14 protein-coding genes are annotated in these 16,721 nt (G+C 52.4%); 8 read left to right on the top strand and 6 right to left on the bottom strand.

Translation table 11 applies throughout. The annotated features are described in order from the left end of the window. Positions 1 to 43 precede the first annotated feature (43 nt). From AC3CB2_RS01275 to AC3CB2_RS01255, 5 genes are all read left to right on the top strand, one after another. Positions 44 to 1,039 carry a uracil-DNA glycosylase gene (locus AC3CB2_RS01275; RefSeq protein ID WP_352931397.1) on the top strand — a complete coding sequence of 332 codons (996 nt, stop codon included), beginning with the start codon at positions 44 to 46 and terminating at the stop codon, positions 1,037 to 1,039. 195 nt (positions 1,040 to 1,234) lie between these two features. After that, a complete protein-coding gene (locus tag AC3CB2_RS01270; RefSeq protein WP_352931399.1) occupies positions 1,235 to 2,095 on the top strand; it encodes a S49 family peptidase in 861 nt (286 codons plus the stop codon). Positions 2,096 to 2,167: 72 nt separating this feature from the next. Further along, on the top strand, positions 2,168 to 2,368 hold the full coding sequence (locus tag AC3CB2_RS01265) for a hypothetical protein (RefSeq protein WP_008549797.1): 201 nt from the start codon (positions 2,168 to 2,170) through the stop codon (positions 2,366 to 2,368). Positions 2,369 to 2,655: 287 nt separating this feature from the next. Further along, positions 2,656 to 3,612 carry a glycine--tRNA ligase subunit alpha gene (locus tag AC3CB2_RS01260; protein ID WP_425328929.1) on the top strand — a complete coding sequence of 319 codons (957 nt, stop codon included), beginning with the start codon at positions 2,656 to 2,658 and terminating at the stop codon, positions 3,610 to 3,612. 312 nt (positions 3,613 to 3,924) lie between these two features. After that, positions 3,925 to 6,201, top strand: a complete 2,277-nt coding sequence (locus tag AC3CB2_RS01255; RefSeq protein ID WP_352931401.1) for a glycoside hydrolase family 3 C-terminal domain-containing protein — start codon at positions 3,925 to 3,927, stop codon at positions 6,199 to 6,201. 10 nt (positions 6,202 to 6,211) lie between these two features. Here the strand turns inward: AC3CB2_RS01255 and AC3CB2_RS01250 are convergent, their stop codons facing one another. After that, positions 6,212 to 7,246 (bottom strand): hypothetical protein, encoded by a 1,035-nt coding sequence (locus AC3CB2_RS01250; protein WP_352931403.1) that lies wholly within the window; start codon positions 7,244 to 7,246, stop codon positions 6,212 to 6,214. Positions 7,247 to 7,587: 341 nt separating this feature from the next. Here AC3CB2_RS01250 and glyS point away from each other — a divergent pair, with 341 nt between their 5' ends. After that, the gene (gene glyS / locus AC3CB2_RS01245; protein ID WP_352931405.1) at positions 7,588 to 9,825 is read left to right on the top strand and encodes a glycine--tRNA ligase subunit beta; all 2,238 of its coding nucleotides are present in this window, start codon (positions 7,588 to 7,590) and stop codon (positions 9,823 to 9,825) included. Positions 9,826 to 9,887: 62 nt separating this feature from the next. Here glyS and AC3CB2_RS01240 read toward each other — a convergent pair whose 3' ends face one another. Beyond that, positions 9,888 to 10,799, bottom strand: a complete 912-nt coding sequence (locus AC3CB2_RS01240; protein ID WP_352931407.1) for a LysR substrate-binding domain-containing protein — start codon at positions 10,797 to 10,799, stop codon at positions 9,888 to 9,890. 108 nt (positions 10,800 to 10,907) lie between these two features. Between AC3CB2_RS01240 and AC3CB2_RS01235 the strand changes: the two genes are divergently transcribed. Beyond that, positions 10,908 to 11,078 carry a hypothetical protein gene (locus tag AC3CB2_RS01235; RefSeq protein WP_008549495.1) on the top strand — a complete coding sequence of 57 codons (171 nt, stop codon included), beginning with the start codon at positions 10,908 to 10,910 and terminating at the stop codon, positions 11,076 to 11,078. Between the two features lie 25 nt (positions 11,079 to 11,103). Here AC3CB2_RS01235 and AC3CB2_RS01230 read toward each other — a convergent pair whose 3' ends face one another. From AC3CB2_RS01230 to AC3CB2_RS01215, 4 genes are all read right to left on the bottom strand, one after another. Beyond that, complete coding sequence (locus AC3CB2_RS01230; RefSeq protein ID WP_352931409.1) at positions 11,104 to 11,598, bottom strand: Mpo1 family 2-hydroxy fatty acid dioxygenase; 495 nt, start codon at positions 11,596 to 11,598, stop codon at positions 11,104 to 11,106. 120 nt (positions 11,599 to 11,718) lie between these two features. Next, positions 11,719 to 14,043, bottom strand: a complete 2,325-nt coding sequence (locus AC3CB2_RS01225) for an NADP-dependent malic enzyme (protein WP_352931411.1) — start codon at positions 14,041 to 14,043, stop codon at positions 11,719 to 11,721. A 100-nt stretch (positions 14,044 to 14,143) separates the two neighbouring features. Next, positions 14,144 to 14,842 carry a ceramidase domain-containing protein gene (locus AC3CB2_RS01220; protein ID WP_352931413.1) on the bottom strand — a complete coding sequence of 233 codons (699 nt, stop codon included), beginning with the start codon at positions 14,840 to 14,842 and terminating at the stop codon, positions 14,144 to 14,146. A gap of 23 nt (positions 14,843 to 14,865) precedes the next feature. Continuing rightward, positions 14,866 to 15,459 (bottom strand): glycosyltransferase family protein, encoded by a 594-nt coding sequence (locus AC3CB2_RS01215; RefSeq protein ID WP_352931415.1) that lies wholly within the window; start codon positions 15,457 to 15,459, stop codon positions 14,866 to 14,868. Positions 15,460 to 15,572: 113 nt separating this feature from the next. On the opposite strand from AC3CB2_RS01215, the gene AC3CB2_RS01210 reads away from it, so the two are divergent. Then, a complete protein-coding gene (locus AC3CB2_RS01210) occupies positions 15,573 to 16,700 on the top strand; it encodes a PA0069 family radical SAM protein (RefSeq protein ID WP_425328930.1) in 1,128 nt (375 codons plus the stop codon). The last annotated feature ends 21 nt before the right edge of the window (positions 16,701 to 16,721 follow it).

Genomic DNA, 16,721 nt, shown 5'->3' with positions numbered 1-16,721 from the left:
CTTTCATCTGCACCTTCCTGTGTGCCACAACTAGAAAATGGCTATGTCTGAAGTTCCTGTCGCAAATGCCGCCGAGCTGGAGGCTTATCTGGAGTTCCTGAGTGCTGTCGGTGTCGACTGCGCGATGGAAGATGCTCCGGTTGATCGCTTTGCGCAAACCCAGGCTCAGATGGAGAAACAGGCACAGGCACGCCCGGCTCCTCAGCAGAACTTTGCACCAGCCAACTCCTTTGCTTCACCGGAGCCAACACAATCCCAGCCGAAGAACCTTAGTGTTTCTCCTGCTGAGATGGCACGTAATCTGCGTGAGAATGGCGTTTCGGCTGATGACAAGATGAAAGCGAGGCAGATTTTGGAGCGCCAGCGGGCGGCCAAAGAGTCTGCCGTGCAGACCGTCATGCCAAATGCTGCTGACAATGCTGTTGTGCCCAATGCTGAAACGGTTGGCTCTGCCAGAAGTGCTGCAAGCTCTGCTCAGTCGCTGGATGAGCTGCGCAAGATCCTTGCCGGTTTTGAGGGTTGCAATCTGCGCCTGACTGCCAAGAACCTTGTGTTTGGTGATGGCAGCTCCAAGGCCCGTGTCATGTTTGTTGGCGAAGCACCGGGACGTGAAGAGGATATTCAGGGCGTTCCATTTGTTGGGCGTTCCGGCCATTTGCTGGACCGTATGCTCAAGGCTGTCGGACTTGATCGCTCCAACGTTTACATTGCCAACGTTGTTCCTTGGCGCCCTCCGGGGAACCGCACCCCTACCCCGCATGAAACCGAGATCTGCCGTCCGTTTATTCAGCGTCAGATTGAACTGGTTGATCCTGAGATCGTGGTGTTCCTGGGAGCAGCATCTGCCAAGACGCTGAGCGGTGCCCGTGATGGTATTCGCAAGTTGCGCGGTAAGTGGCTGACTTATAACGGTGAAGGCACTCAGCGGAAAGCTATTGCAACCTACCACCCTGCCTATCTGCTGCGCAGCCCAGCGGAAAAACGCTATGCATGGCGGGACATGCTCCAGATTCGTGCTGAGCTTGAAACAACCGAGTAATCCCCAGTGCTGCACATGAACTCTCTTAGTTCTTGAGGTGTAGTTTTGTTATAGAGATCACACAGTTGCGTTTTATTGCGTAAATTGCCATTTCTTTTGGCTATTGCTCTTCTCTCCTGACGATTGCTGCCTATATTGGATGAAGCTGGGTCACCCAGCGACAGACAAGTTATCGACGCAAAGGAGAATTTTGAGTTGTTGAAGAAGCTGCGCAGCTACCTTCCGGGCAAGTGGGGAAAAGTAAGACCTGTTGTTCCCGTCGTCCGTATGAGTGGTGCTATCGGAGCTGCGTCTCCATTGAAATCAGGTTTGAACCTGAGCGGTGTCGAAGACGCGCTGGAAACGGCCTTTAGCTTTAAAGAAGCTCCGGCTGTTGCTTTGTCCATCAACTCACCTGGTGGTTCTCCTGTTCAGTCACATCTCATCTTCAAACGCATTCGCCAGCTGGCGGATGGGAACAACAAACAGGTACTTGTTTTCGTTGAAGATGTTGCCGCCTCTGGTGGCTATATGATTGCTTTGGCTGGTGATGATATCATCGTTGATCCAGCCTCCATCATCGGCTCAATCGGCGTTGTTTCTGCCGGTTTCGGTTTCACCGAGCTTCTGGAAAAAGCTGGCGTTCAGCGCCGCGTTTACACCAGCGGTGAGAAGAAAGTGACGCTGGATCCGTTTGCACCAGAGGTCAAAGAGGACATTGAGCACCTCAAGACCTTGCAGCACGAGATCCATGAGATGTTCATCGATATGGTGAAAAGCCGTCGCGGTGACGTGTTGAGCGATGATGACAACTTGTTTTCCGGTCTGTTCTGGACTGGAGCGAAGGCACGCGACCTTGGCCTTGTAGATGGGCTGGGTGATCTTCACTCCACAATCCATGAGCGGTACGGCAAGGAAACGAAAGTGAAAGTTGTTGGCACCAAGAAGCGTTTTCTTGGCCGCTTTATCCCGGGCGCAAGCCTTAAGGGTGGTTTGAATGAAGCAGCAGGTACGCTTCCAGCTGCCGCACTTGCTACCCTGGAAGAAAAAAGCCTTTGGGCAAAGTTTGGTCTTTGAGCAATCTCCATAGGATTGCCAAAATTGCCATAAATAACAATGCTTCACATAAGTGATGGAAGGAAAATGCAGATGACTGAGGTATTGGGAACTGTTGCTTTGATTGCAGGTGGATATGCTCTTTACAAAGCCGTAAAGAAGGAAATTTCCAACATGGCATTCAAAAAACAGCCTGCCTATGCAACTGCTCGCAAGCGTCCGGTTGATCCAGCATACACACGTCTGGTTCAGGATCCGGTCACAGGCAAATACCGCCCTACAAGCAACTACTAAGAGCATCAGCTCTGTAGTTGCACCCTTTGCGCCCGCATGACATCTGGTCTGCGGGCTAGCGGTCGTTCTCGACTACTCCCCCTTTCTCTTAGCGCTGCCACCGCGAGATTTGTCGCTGCTGCGACATCATTGGGCACAACTGGCGTTCAGCCTGTTAAATACGCGGTAAACAGAGAAACATCCCTCTGGAATGCTTGACCTTCCCTGTTTGACGTGGCACCTGTGCCCCAACTTGGATTTTGCGTGGTTTTAGCGCAGTACATTTTGGATTTTCAGGAAACACTCCCATGTCTAGTGAAGCCGTTCCGGCACATATGCAGCCAACCAAGTCCTTTCAGGGTCTATTGATGACCCTCCAGAGATTCTGGGCCGATCAGGGCTGCGTTATCTTGCAGCCTTACGACATGGAAGTTGGCGCGGGTACTTCTCACCCAGCGACGACACTGCGTTCCCTTGGTCCACGTCCATGGAAAGCTGCTTATGTTCAGCCATCCCGCCGTCCTACCGATGGTCGTTATGGTGAAAACCCAAACCGTCTGCAGCACTATTATCAGTTTCAGGTTCTGCTGAAGCCATCTCCTGAAAACCTTCAGGAACTGTATCTGGCTTCTCTGCGCGCAATCGGCATCGACACAGACATCCATGACGTTCGCTTTGTTGAAGATGACTGGGAAAACCCGACACTGGGCGCATGGGGCCTTGGTTGGGAATGCTGGTGTGACGGCATGGAAGTATCTCAGTTCACCTACTTCCAGCAGGTTGCAGGTTTTGAGTGTAAGCCGGTTTCCGGTGAGCTGACCTACGGTCTGGAGCGTATCGCAATGTACGTTCAGGGCGTTGACAACGTTTATGACCTGAACTTCAACGGTCTGGAAGGCGACGAAAAAGTCACCTATGGCGACGTGTTCTTACAGGCTGAGCAGGAATATTCCCGACACAACTTCGAGCATTCCGACACTGAAATGCTGTTCCGTCACTTTGCAGACCATGAGCGCGAATGTAAGCGACTGCTGGCAGCAAGTGCTGAAGCCATGGAAAAAGCTGGCGATGGCCTTCAGAAGGTTGTTCTGCCTGCATACGATCAAGCTCTCAAATGCTCTCACGTATTCAACCTGCTGGATGCGCGTGGTGTGATTTCCGTGACCGAGCGCCAGAGCTATATTCTGCGGGTTCGTGAGCTTTCCAAAGCGTGTGGTGCTGCATTCCTGCAGACTGAAGCTGGTGGTGTTGGCTTCAAAGGCTGATCCTAGTCTACCTGATGAATTTTCAAATGCCGGGGCAGAAATGCCTCGGCATTTTTCGTTATCAGCCCTTTCTCTCCTATGACTCCTTGAAAGATGACTGCTGAAAATCGGTAGGTTTTCAGAACCGCTACCAATTGGATATTTTCAAATGATATCCTGTTTGATTTGCAAATCGACTCCCCTGTTGCCAGAGGCCTGAGTTCCAGAGTTGCTTGTTAAAGTTCTGACGTATCAAGCTGCCTGATGTTTGTATCACCGCGTATCTTTAGCCGCTGACCTAAATTGGGGTGCATTCGCGGAGTTCTGACTTCCATGACTGTTGAAAGTACCAAGGTGCTTCAAGACGGCGACACTGCTGTTCCCTCTCAATCGCCTCCAAAGCCGGTAGAGCAACCTTCTTCTACGCAAAACCTTTCTGATGAGCAGATTGCTAGGGCGATCGTGTCTCGCTTAAGCAGAGACGATAAACTGGCTATGCGTGATGGTGACAAAGCGTTCTGGCCTGGCATTCGCGAGATGATGAAAAGCGGTTCTCAATCAGGTCCGTGGGCTGCAGGCGTTTTGCCAGAACATCATTTGCCAGGTATCCATTACACAGAGGGTTCTCGCGGGATTGTAATGAAAGGGGCAACCACCTTTCCGGCAGCGATAGCCCGCGCGGCAACCTTTGATCCTGAGCTGGAGCAGCGGATTGGTGCGGTCATAGGCTATGAGATGCGTGCGTTTGGGGGGACACTGTTTGGTGGTGTCCCTTTGAACCTGATGCGTCATCCGGCTTGGGGGCGCTCGCAGGAGTCGTATGGGGAAGACAGCTTCCTGATAGGAGCCATGGGGACGGCGCTCGTCCGCGGCGTTCAGCAGCATGGCATGGCGTGCGTGAAGAACTTTGCCTTGGCATCCATGGAGCAGTCCAAACTTTCACTGAACGTGACAATTGGGCAGCGTGCCTTCTATGAAATGTACCTCCCGCATTTTCGAAAGGCTGTCGAGGCGGGCGCAGCGGCGATGATGACCTCTTACAGCTCTATCAATGGAGAACTGTGCGGTCATAACAAGGAGCTGCTGACACAGCTCTTGAAATCCGACTGGGGTTTCAAAGGTTTTGTGCTGAGTGATTTCATCTTCGGTATTCGGCACGCCAAAGAAGCAGCGAACGCCGGTGTTGACCTAGAGATGCCCTTCCAGCTTCATTACCACCAGAGCCTGCCAGAATTGATTGAGACTGGCGAGGTGAGTGAAGCCACGCTGGATGATGCGTGCTATCGGCTCATCTTGCAGCAACTGCGTGTTCTGCGAAAAGGGAATTACGAGAAAAAGCGCGTTGGATGTGCGGAGTTCCGTGCTGTCGCACAGGAGGCGGCTGAAAAGTCGATTGTTCTACTGAAAAACGAGGGCGGCTTCCTCCCCCTGAAAGACATTGAAAGCATTGGTGTTATTGGCCGTTTGGCAAGCGTAGCGAACACAGGAGACAAAGGCACCAGTGATACACAGCCGACTCATGTCATCACCCCACTTGCAGGTCTGCGGGCCTATTACAAGCACAAGGTAGACATCTGGCAGGACCGGGGCCAGAACATCAATCGCGCCTTGCAAATTGCCAGGCGCGCTGATGCTGTGGTGTTGGTTGTCGGGAACGACCACAGCAGTGAGGGAGAATGGGTTTCAGCGGGTTTGGCTGCTCAGTTCCATGGGGTTTTGCCGCAGCCACGTAATCGTGAAGAAGCGCAGATTGCCTCGCAGTTCCTCAGATCGTTCGGTGGTGGAGGATCAACTGGGAAATCTGAGGGTTCCAGTGCGGTTGAGGACGGTTACGGCGCCGGTGATCGCTCCAGCTTACGTTTGCCACCGCATGATGTGGAGCTAATCAAACAAGTGTGTGCGGTCAATCCGAACTGCGTTGTTGTTGTTATGGGTGGCGGCACGATTTTGATGAATGAATGGGAAGACAAACCTGCTGCCATCCTGCTGCATTGGTATCCCGGCATGGAGGGGGGAACCGCTCTTGCTCATATTCTGTCCGGCGAAATCTCACCGAGCGGCCGCTTGCCCTTTGTGATCCCCCGCCGCGAAAGCGACCTCCCCGACTTTGACCGCAATGCGCGCAAGGTGATCTATGATCTTTGGCATGGCTACAGGAAGCTGGATAAGGATGATGTAACACCGGCGTATCCATTTGGTTTTGGTTTAAGCTACTCCCAGTTCCACTATTCTGAGCTTGAAGTCTCCCGGCCTGAAGAGCTGATGGGCGGAAGCATTCAGGTGCAGGTCTCTGTTGCCAACATCGGTCAGGTGAATGCCGAAGAGGTTGTGCAGGTCTACATAGCACCCAAGGGTTCTGCAGTGGAACGAGCCAAGCAGGAACTGAAAGGGTTTCAGCGGGTTCCTATTCCAGCGGGTGAGAGCCGACGCGTGACAATCACAGTCCCCATTGAGGAGCTCGCTATCTTTGATGGTGATCGGAACCAGATGGTGGTGGAACGCATCCTTTATGACGTGATTGTCGGTGGCTCCAGTCAGGATCCCAATAGCCTGCGACAAGAACTGAAATTGTTTGGCGAACTTGGTGAAGTTGCTGAACTAGTTGAATAGGCCTTGGTTACTAAGCGGGTTGGAACTCTGAAGACGGATAATACCCCCACTGTTTGAGGATCATTCCATTGGAGATCTGCCGTACAGTTCTTTCATAGCGCATTCTTGCGTCGTCTCCATGCTTCCCGTCTGAGAGCACATTTGCATGTATCCTCTCAAAATCCTTGAGGTCTGCTAGAGCCAACTCTTTTGTAGATTTCAACGCAATCAGAAGTGCTCTAGATAAAGCTAAACGCGATAAGGTTATAGGGCTTTGATCATCGGGAAACACATGGCTGTCATGATACGCTATACACTCATCTAGTGTACCATTACGGAAGGGATTATATGACAGCACTTCTTGTGGTATTTTTTTTGTATTTTTATAGACCACAGACGTTCTAACCTGCCCGATCCACTCAAAGTAATCTTTCAGATACCCCATCGTTACTTTTATCCAAGGCAACCGGTCGAAATAAAAATCCTGATTGACTAAAATTGACTTACCTGGAATTAGATTAGCCAAGAAATTCTTATTCACATAGTCATCTAGTTGCACCGACTTACCAACGTCAATGAAGCAGATTTCAATGGGAGTTGCAGGGAACTTGAAGTCAACCAGGTCACCAACATGAAGATCAATTAGATCTGAGTAGTTTTCGATGTTTTGCTCGAGCCTTGGTATGAAAGAGTCACCAAACCGATACTTGAAGGCTCCCCATTCTTTAAACTTCTCCTTACCGTTCTTGAGACGGGGAAGAAAACCAATTTCGAAAGCTTGAATGGGTTTGCAACGGAACACGCTCATATCATTTTGAGAATGTGTATTGTCCCGAATACCGTGAGCCAGTGAAACTGTTGAAGAGCCCAAAAAACTCCCGCCGTCAATCAGCACTCCATCTCCACGATAATGATCTCGCGCTAACAAGTAGAGAAGACTACGCTCTTCTCGTGACAGCATTCCTTCTGCGTTGACCACATCAGGTGGGAGAACTCGACAAGTCAGATCTTCACTATTTCTGAAACGTATCTCCTTAATCAACATTTCACTCATACCCGCACCCATTAGTTTTCTCTCAAAGTTCATCGAGGTTACAACGCAATTACCTTCACGACATCCCTGTTTTATTTGACTTCATTCTACTATTAACTCCACATGCATAAGTATTACCTCCTTTCAACTCATTGAAAATTCAATGTATACCCATACACCCTTTCCAACGTAGATCGCCTTTGGCGACGGAGAGCTGTACACACCCCTGTTGATGGGTGGTCCTCCTCTGCAGTTTTTTGCTCAATTCCCGTGGTGCGCTGCCTATTGGGGGTGACAATGCCCTTTAGTATTGCTAGGCACTACGCACTCTAGAAATTTGCGATTGATTGACCAGTTAAAGGCGTCGTTCACCAATGCCAGATCTTCTCCTCGAACTCTTTAGCGAGGAAATTCCTGCCCGCATGCAGCGTCGTGCGGCTGAGGATTTGAAATCCCTCCTGACCAATGCTCTTGTTGAAGCAGGTGTGACCTATGAAGGCGCGAAGGCTTATGCCACTCCTCGCCGCCTGGCCCTGCACATTGCCGGCTTGCCTGCTGGCTCCAAAGCAACCCGTGAAGAGCGTAAAGGCCCGCGCGTTGGCGCGCCTGAAAAAGCACTGGCTGGTTTCCTGCGCGGCGCAGGTCTTTCTTCTATCGAAGAAGCTGAAGTTCACAATGACCCTAAGAAGGGTGATTTTTACGTCGCTGTTATCGAAAAGCCTGGCCGCAAGACTGAGGACATTGTTGCTGACGTGATGCCTGACATCATTCGCAATTTCCCTTGGCCTAAGTCTCAGCGTTGGGGCTCCGGCAACCTGCGCTGGGTGCGTCCGCTGCATTCCATCGTCTGCACCTTTGGTCCTGAGACCGAAGAGCCGGAAGTCATTCCGTTTGAAGTTGATGGCATTAAATCCGGTCAGACCACTTACGGTCACCGCTTTATGGCACCTGAGGCAATCGAAGTGCGCCGCCTGGAAGACTATATGTCCAAGCTGGAAGCCGCCAAAGTTGTGCTGGATGCGGACCGTCGTAAAGACATCATCGATACAGATGCGAAAAACGCAGCGATGGCACTTGGCCTTGAACTGGTTGAAGATACTGGCCTTCTTGAAGAAGTGGCAGGCCTTAACGAGTGGCCAACTGTTCTCATCGGTTCTTACGACGAGAGCTTCCTTCAGCTGCCTGACGAAGTGATCCAGCTCACCATCAAGGTGAACCAGAAAAACTTCGTTCTGCGTGATCCGGCAACCTCCAACCTCTCCAACAAGTTTGCGCTGACTGCAAACATTGTTGCGAAAGACGGTGGTACCAAGATCATCGCCGGTAACGAGAAGGTTGTTTCCGCGCGTCTGTCCGATGCGAAGTTCTTCTGGGAAACTGATCTGAAGACCAAGTTGGAAAGCAACGTTTCCAAGCTTCAGGACATCGTATTCCACGAGAAGCTGGGCAGTGTGGCAGCTCGCGTTGATCGTCTTGAGCGCCTTGCTGCTGAGATCGCTCCGCTGGTTGGTGCTGACATTGAGCAGACCAAGCGTGCCGCACGTCTTGCAAAGGCTGACCTTGTTTCCGCGATGGTCTTCGAGTTCCCTGAACTGCAGGGTCTGATGGGTCGTTACTACGCTGAAGCACAGGGCGAAGATGCTGCTGTCGCACAGGCGATTGAAGACCACTACAAGCCGGCGGGCGCTTCTGATGATGTTCCAACATCACCAGTTTCCATCGCTGTTGCTCTAGCCGACAAGCTGGACATTCTGGCTGGTTTCTGGGCGATCGATGAGAAGCCAACCGGCTCCAAAGATCCGTTTGCCCTGCGCCGTGCTGCTCTGGGTGTTATCCGTCTTGTGCTGGAAAACGACCTTCGTCTGCCACTGCGTGATGTTCTGGTTCAGAGCCTGCGTCGTAATCTGGCTGACATTGCTGCTGCTCGTGGTGAGAGCGCGCTTTCCGATCTTCCATTTATCGGCAAAGGTAAAACTGGCGAAGGCGTTGTCAAAGACATCTTCTCCATGGTTTCCAAAGCTGCTGATGTTGTTCTGGCGAACGTTTCCGACAAAATCCCTGAGACTTCTCTGGAAACCGGGCTGATTGATGACCTGCTTGGCTTTTTCGCGGACCGCATGAAGGTGGTTCTGAAGGACAAGGGTGTGCGTCACGATCTAATCGACGCTGTGCTGGCACGTGGTGGTCAGGACGATATTGCGCTGATTGTTAAGCAGGCGGAAGCTCTGGCTGGGCTGCTGGGCAGCGAAGATGGTGCGAACCTTCTGGCAGGTTACAAGCGTGCGGCTAACATTTTGCGTGCAGAAGAGAAGAAAGACGGCAAGACCTTTGAAGGCAAGCCTGACGCTGCTCTGCTGGAAGAGCAGGCAGAAAAAGACCTTGCTGCAGCGCTGGATAGCGTTCTGGTTGAGATCAAGCCTCTGCTGGATACAGCTGACTTCTCTGGTGCGATGGCGGCTCTTGCCAAGCTGCGCGGTCCGGTTGACGGCTTCTTCGACAACATCCACGTGAATGCTGAGAAGCCTGAGGTTCGTGAGAACCGCCTGAAGATCCTTTCAGAAATCCGTGCCGCTGTTCATCAGGTCGCAGACTTCTCGAAGATCGCTGGCTAAGCACACTTCATAAGACATTCAAAAGCCCGGAACTCTGTTGAGTTACCGGGCTTTTTTGTAGGCTATGTTTTGACGGCTTTGTCGTACTCAACAGCCGTTTGCGCGATCTCTTCCTTGAGCCAATCGCGCAGTTTCCGAACGCTTGGGCTGCGAAGTGCCCCTTCCCTGCAAATGAACCAATAGGACCTGCCAGTTGAACAGCGGTGGTCAAACGGGATCTTGAGCTGGCCTTGCTTCACGGCATTGGCGACCAGAGTATCCCAACCCAAGAAGACACCATGACCAGCGATGGCAGCGTCCATGCACAAGGAGGCGTTGGAGAAGCCATGGCCTTTCGGCAGCTGGCTTTCCTTCAGGCCGAAGGGGGCGAGCCAGTCACTCCAGCGATAATAGGAGTTGTAGTCGCGAATGATCACTTCATTAAGCAAGTCTTTGGGCTCTTTGAGACGTTCAGCGACTTCAGGAGAGCAGACCGGATAGATGAAGTGTTCGCAGAGGCGCTCGGAATAGACATCATCTGGTGCGCGTTTGTGGACGCGGACACAGGCATCAACGTCGGAATGGTTGAGATTGACGAGTTGGTCGTTGGCATCCAGCCGGAGGTTGATGTCCGGGTTGGCCTTCATAAAGCTGCTCAGGCGCCAGACGAGCCACTTTTCAGCGAGAAGCGGTGCAACTGACAGGAACAGGCTTTCTTCCCTATCCCGGTCTGCCAGAGCGACAGCTTCCGAGATCTGCTTCAGGCCCAATGTGAGTTCGCGACAGATTTCTGTACCGAGGCTGGTGAGTTTCAGTCCGCCGGTCTCGCGTGTGAACAACGAACGGCCCAGCTGGTGCTCGGTTTTGTGCAGTTGCTGGCTGACAGCACCGGACGTGATACCCAGCTCTTCTGCTGCATTTTTAAGGGATCCCAGGCGTCCAACGGCTTCCACAACACGGAGGCCGGCGAGGCTGACCTGATTGAGATTTTTCATCGAGAACAGTTCCGAGCAGTAAATCTAAACCGGGGTTTAGTTATTCCAGATAGCACTTGCAACGCAATTGACGCATTGTCGCTCCATAAAGTTACAAAGGAAATGACAATGAAAAATCTTTTAAAAGATCTGTTGCGCGGAAAGTCCCAGCGTAAATCCAAAGCCCCAGCTGGCTCCAAACCATACTGTGCTGATCCGCTTGCACACCCTGCTCTTCAGCGGATGGATACCCGCGAAATTGGTGATGTTTACATCAACCCAGAAAAAACGCTGCCTTAAAAGCAGCGTTTTTTTACTTTGTCCCTCAGTACGGGATGCCAACTTTTTTATAAATGAAATGCATCAGCCAGGCAGGTCCAACCAACAGGAATTGCAAGTCCTTGAAGAAGGAAGGCTTTTTCCCCTCAATATGATGGCCGATAAACTGGCCGACCCAAGCAATCACAAACACTGCCAATGCCGTCTGCCAGAGTGGGATCCCAAGCCCAAACTGCTGATAGGTCATGTTGATCCAGACCATCAATGCTGAGAACACCGCCATGCCGATGGCCAGTGTGATGGATAGTGACAGGTAGTAGATGATCGACAGCCCCAAGCCGATCGTGCACCAGTTCAACCATGGTGAGATGTTTGAAAATCCGATTGGTGTTGGGACAGACCACAACAGTGCCGTGACCGTCCAGAAAATGATCGGCACACAGATCCAGTGAATTGCTTTGTTTTTATGATTTTGGTGGCTTTCGCCATACTCGCCTAACAGGCGATCAATGCGACGCCCGGTCGCTTCTGAAAAGCTCATATTACCCTCCCCGTAATATCAAGCAGCATCAATGCAGATAGCATGCCGTACAGGGAAGGTATTATCAAGCTGACAAAACTTCGGCGGGCATATTAACCACTGCCCGCCGAAGGAGTTGTTTTAGCTATGCGGTGCCAGGCAAACCCCAGCATTTTCCTTACGACATTGCGCATCAACTGCTGAAAGCGCTGTCATATTTACGATGCCGCGTGAGGTCACGGATGGTGTGATGATGTGCGCGGTTTTCTTCGCGCCCAGCAAAATCGGACCAACATGGAGTGCGTCTGTCATTGCCTTGATCAGGTTCAGTGCAATGTTGGAAGCGTCCAGTGTTGGGAACACCAGCAGGTTGGCAGGGCCAGAGATATGCGCATCTGGCATGTAGCGTTTCAGGATTTCCGGCTTCAGCGCGGCATCCCCATGCATCTCACCTTCGGCTTCCAGATCAGGCATTTGTTTCCAAACCATCTGCAGGGCTTCCCGCATTTTGTTGGAGGTCTCGGACGGACGGGAGCCGAAGTTGGAGTGTGAGAGCAGTGCAACACGTGGGGTGATACCAAAGCGCTTGATCTGCTCGGATGCCAGATGAGTAATCTCAGCGATCTCTTCAGCAGATGGGCATTCTGTCACGTAGGTGTCTGCCAGGAAGTATGCACCGCTGGTGTTGATCAGCAGGGAGAGCGTGGAGAAATCTCTGATGCCATCAGAACATCCGATGATGTTGTTGATGTCGCGCAGGTGCTTATCGAAGCGGCCTTCAAGGCCAGTGATGAGCGCGTCAGCTTCTTCCCTATGCAACGCCAGTGCACCAATCACGGTGGTGTTGGTACGCACGATGGTTCTAGCAGCTTCAGGAGTTACGCCTTTACGGCCAACCAGTTGCACCAGAGTATCAACGTAGGACCGATAGCGTGGATCGTCTTCCGGGTTTACGAACTCAAAATCTGTTCCCGGACGAATGCGGAGGCCGAAGCGCTCACAGCGGTTTTCCAGAACCTGAGGACGACCGATCAGGATTGGGGTTGCCAGGCCTTCTTCGATCACCACCTGAGCAGCACGCAGGACGCGCTCGTCTTCACCGTCAGCATAGATAACGCGCTGTTTGTCAGCTTTTGCCTGCGCGATGATAGGCTTCATCACCATACCGGAGCGGAACACGAAGCGATTCAGCTTGTCCATGTAGGCGTCGAGATCTTCGATCGGACGGGTTGCGACGCCGGTGTCCATGGCGGCTTTTGCAACAGCTGGTGCAATGCGCAGGATCAGGCGGTTATCGAACGGGGATGGGATGAGGTAATTCGGGCCGAATGTGTGGGTGACGCCGCCGTAGGCTTTAGCGACCACATCGGTTGGTTCTTCCCGTGCCAGACCTGCAATTGCTTCCACTGCGGCCAGTTTCATTTCTTCGTTGATGGCGGTTGCGCCAACATCCAGTGCACCACGGAAGATGTAAGGGAAGCAGAGGACGTTATTCACCTGGTTCGGGTAGTCGGAACGGCCTGTGCACATGACAACATCGTCACGAACAGCCAGCGCATCTTCCGGCATGATTTCCGGGTTCGGGTTGGCAAGACCCATCACCAGAGGACGCTTCGCCATCTTAGCGACCATCTCCGGCTTCAGAACACCAGCTGCGGACAGGCCGATGAAGACGTCAGCATCTTCGATGATATCATCAAGTGTGCGCTTGTCGGTTTTCTGCGCGAAGACAGATTTCCATTCATCCATAAGGGCTTCGCGGCCCTCATAAACAACGCCTTCGATGTCGGAGACCCAGATATTCTCGCGCTTTACGCCAGAAGATACGAGCAGGTTGAGGCATGCCAGCGCTGCTGCGCCTGCACCAGAAGCGACGACCTTGATCTCTTCCAGTTTCTTGCCAGCCAGTTCCATGCCGTTGCGAACAGCCGCTGCAACGATGATCGCTGTGCCGTGCTGGTCATCATGGAAGACCGGGATATTCATCTTTTCGCGCAGGCGTTTCTCAATTTGGAAACACTCTGGCGCCTTGATGTCTTCCAGGTTGATACCGCCGAAGGTTGGCTCCAAAACGCCAACTGCATCTACGAACTTATCAACGTTGGTTTCATCAACCTCGATGTCGAACACATCGATGCCTGCGAATTTTTTGAAGAGGACGGCTTTACCTTCCATCACCGGCTTGGATGCCAGAGGACCAATTGAGCCCAGACCCAGTACCGCAGTCCCGTTTGAGATCACCCCAACGAGGTTTTGACGTGCAGTGTAGTCGGCTGCCTTTGACTCGTTCTTATGGATTTCCAAACACGGAGCAGCTACGCCCGGAGAATAGGCAAGCGCCAAATCTCGCTGGTTTCCCAATGGCTTAGTTGCCTGAATTTCCAATTTACCCGCGCGCGGATACTCGTGGTAAAAGAGCGCTTGTTCATCGAGTTCGCCGGAGGTAGGGCGTTTTTTGTCCGTCATCGTCTATTCTTGCCTGACCTAGTGAATGAGCGGCTCGCCACCGGGAATCATTATGACTTCCGGTTCAGATGTCGCAGTTTGGCAAAACCTAGACCATTGCCTAGGATTCTGCACCGTCTAAGTACGTCTTAAAGCGTATAAATGCGCGAATTAGAATAAACAAAACGGTAGCATTCAAAATATGCCACAAGGAATGTGTCCCAACTGGCAAAATTGAGCAGATTGGCTCGTCCAGAATCCGGAATCCCATCGATATCGCGAAGACGATGCCTGCCAGCAGCAACGCGTTGGATGTCTGCCGGTTTTTGCTGCGGGTGAGGCCCGCAAAAAGCAGGATAGCGACGAGGGCTGGGAAGTAACCGGCTGTGGGGCCGATGATGCCTTCCACCAGCCTTGGGCCGAATGCCATTGCCCCAAAGAAGAGCAGCGTTGCGCCCAGTGATATCAATAGGTTGGCACCCATATAGCGTCGCGTGGCCAGATAAAAATACACCAGCATGAAGATCGCGATCGGGATCACATCTGCGAGCATGGACCAGAGGGTTGCGAAGGTGTGAAACAGGAACGACCCGATACCGATGATGGCCAGTAAAGCGATGAGAACCAGCGCTGCGTTATCTTGTGCGTTGGTTTGCGTTACATGCGTATTTTTTGCGTTGCTGCGTGCTTTGAGCCAGATTTGAAGGGCAAATAGCGCGGCAATGATAAATGCAACATTGCTAATGGCATTGAGTGGCTCAGACCAGAAGGCAGCGGAGGTTCTTTCGCAGTATTGGTTCAGGTGCTGGTTCCAATCCATGAGACCTCCGAGCTGGTACCGGGTTACCTCGTGCTGCTTTGAAAGACCACTGTACCGTTCAACCAATGGACCCGGCTAGCCCTCAAGATTTTTTGGATCTGCTGTTGCCGGGTTTTGGCGGAACCCTCCTCTAACACTTTTTGCAGGTGCTCTTTGTGCACGAGCATGGGCAGAGCATGTGCGGACGACTTGAGCGCACGATGTTTTGCGTTGATCAGCTTCTGCCTGATTTGTGCCGCGGTGCCGAACTCCTCTGTCTGGCTTGGAAACACCGCGATCAAGTTATCCCCGTTGCCGACCCGTTCAGCCCGTTCTATGAAAGCGGCTGCTTCTGTTTGCCATCCGGTTTGCAGGATTGCGCCGGGGCGGATGAGCAGCACCCAGCTGGATCGTGCGCATTTCTTTGCCCCTTCTTCCAGAGCGGATGCGGGATCAGCGCTGGCATCGATGAAGTGCGCGCCAGAGGCATCAGCGACGACCTCGGTTCCATCGATGGAGCCTTCGTCTGCGATGACGACTTCTTTCAGGATGCCTTCTGCCGAGGCCGGGACCAGAGCGGACAAGGTGTGCACCAGTTGGTGCTCGCTGTTCTTGCTGAGAATAAGTGCGCTAATCATTCCAACAGCTTACAGTGATTTGCCAGAGTATGGGAAAGTAAAGGCTTGCAAATCCAGATATTTTGAGCAATGTTCCACTTATGTTCTCATAAGAAGATGAAAGTGCACGCCCCATGTCAACTGCACAAAATCACAGGGTCGAGGCAGACGCGACAGATCCGCTGGGTTCTGCTTTGCCAGTCAACATGACAGGCCGTGGACGGGCTGCGCATTCCAACAAGGCTGGACGGTTTGAGGCAGAAAGCAGGGAACTGGTGGATGATGGCTGGGGAACAATTGATGAACTTCCGCCAATCAAGACCGAGGTTCAGACGGAAGCTGCGCGGCATGTGATCACCAAGAATACGTCGCCGGACCTGCCTTTTGATCGTTCCATCAATCCCTATCGGGGCTGTGAGCATGGCTGCATCTACTGCTTTGCGCGGCCAACCCATGCCTATATGGGGCTTTCGCCGGGATTGGATTTTGAGAGCCGCTTGTTTGCCAAGCCCAATGCGGCGCAGGTGTTGGAGCGAGAGCTGGGTGCACCTTCCTATCAGCCTAAGCCAATCGCCATTGGCACCAACACAGATCCGTATCAACCAATTGAGCGCACCCAGAAAATCATGCGCGGTATTCTGGAAGTGCTGAACAAGACCGGGCATCCGGTGACCATCGTCACCAAGTCTGCTCTGGTGATGCGGGATATCGATATCCTTGCGGAGATGGCTGAGCGCAATCTGGCCAAGGTGGCAATTTCAGTGACAACTCTAGACCGGAAGATTGCCCGCAGTCTTGAGCCGCGCGCGTCTACACCAACGCGGCGCCTGCAAGCGATCAAAGCGCTGTCTGATGCGGGTATTCCAACTGCTGTGTTGGCAGCACCGGTTATTCCTGGCCTGACGGATCATGAGCTGGAGAGCATTCTGGAGATCTGCAAGGAACATGGGGCGACGGAGGCCAGCTACATTTTGCTGCGCTTGCCGCGCGAGGTTTCTGAGCTGTTCAAGGAATGGCTTTTGCGGGAAGCTCCGGGCAGTTATCGCCGTGTGCTCAGCCTGCTGCGCTCCATGCGGGGTGGCAAGGATTACGATGCGCAGTGGACGCAGCGTTTCAAGGGCAAAGGACCCTATGCAGATCAGTTGGCGAAACGGTTTCAGCTGGCATGCAAGAACAAGGGATTATCTTCCCGATCCCTCAAGCTCTCTTGCGATCACTTCATCAAACCAACTTGCGGCGGTGTGCAGCTCTCATTGCTGTAGATGAGGCTTGTTGTTGCGGTT

The sequence above is a fragment of the Pseudovibrio sp. SCP20 genome (genome assembly GCF_057774105.1).
This window is presented reverse-complemented; position numbering and strand designations above follow the sequence as displayed.

Coding starts and splice junctions, on each gene's coding strand:
- AC3CB2_RS01275 (WP_352931397.1), top strand. CDS start 44: ATGTCTGAAGTTCCTGTCGCAAATGCCGCCGAGCTGGAGGCTTATCTG.
- AC3CB2_RS01265 (WP_008549797.1), top strand. CDS start 2,168: ATGACTGAGGTATTGGGAACTGTTGCTTTGATTGCAGGTGGATATGCT.
- AC3CB2_RS01260 (WP_425328929.1), top strand. CDS start 2,656: ATGTCTAGTGAAGCCGTTCCGGCACATATGCAGCCAACCAAGTCCTTT.
- AC3CB2_RS01255 (WP_352931401.1), top strand. CDS start 3,925: ATGACTGTTGAAAGTACCAAGGTGCTTCAAGACGGCGACACTGCTGTT.
- AC3CB2_RS01250 (WP_352931403.1), bottom strand. CDS start 7,246: ATGGGTGCGGGTATGAGTGAAATGTTGATTAAGGAGATACGTTTCAGA.
- glyS (WP_352931405.1), top strand. CDS start 7,588: ATGCCAGATCTTCTCCTCGAACTCTTTAGCGAGGAAATTCCTGCCCGC.
- AC3CB2_RS01240 (WP_352931407.1), bottom strand. CDS start 10,799: ATGAAAAATCTCAATCAGGTCAGCCTCGCCGGCCTCCGTGTTGTGGAA.
- AC3CB2_RS01235 (WP_008549495.1), top strand. CDS start 10,908: ATGAAAAATCTTTTAAAAGATCTGTTGCGCGGAAAGTCCCAGCGTAAA.
- AC3CB2_RS01230 (WP_352931409.1), bottom strand. CDS start 11,598: ATGAGCTTTTCAGAAGCGACCGGGCGTCGCATTGATCGCCTGTTAGGC.
- AC3CB2_RS01225 (WP_352931411.1), bottom strand. CDS start 14,043: ATGACGGACAAAAAACGCCCTACCTCCGGCGAACTCGATGAACAAGCG.
- AC3CB2_RS01220 (WP_352931413.1), bottom strand. CDS start 14,842: ATGGATTGGAACCAGCACCTGAACCAATACTGCGAAAGAACCTCCGCT.
- AC3CB2_RS01215 (WP_352931415.1), bottom strand. CDS start 15,459: ATGATTAGCGCACTTATTCTCAGCAAGAACAGCGAGCACCAACTGGTG.
- AC3CB2_RS01210 (WP_425328930.1), top strand. CDS start 15,573: ATGTCAACTGCACAAAATCACAGGGTCGAGGCAGACGCGACAGATCCG.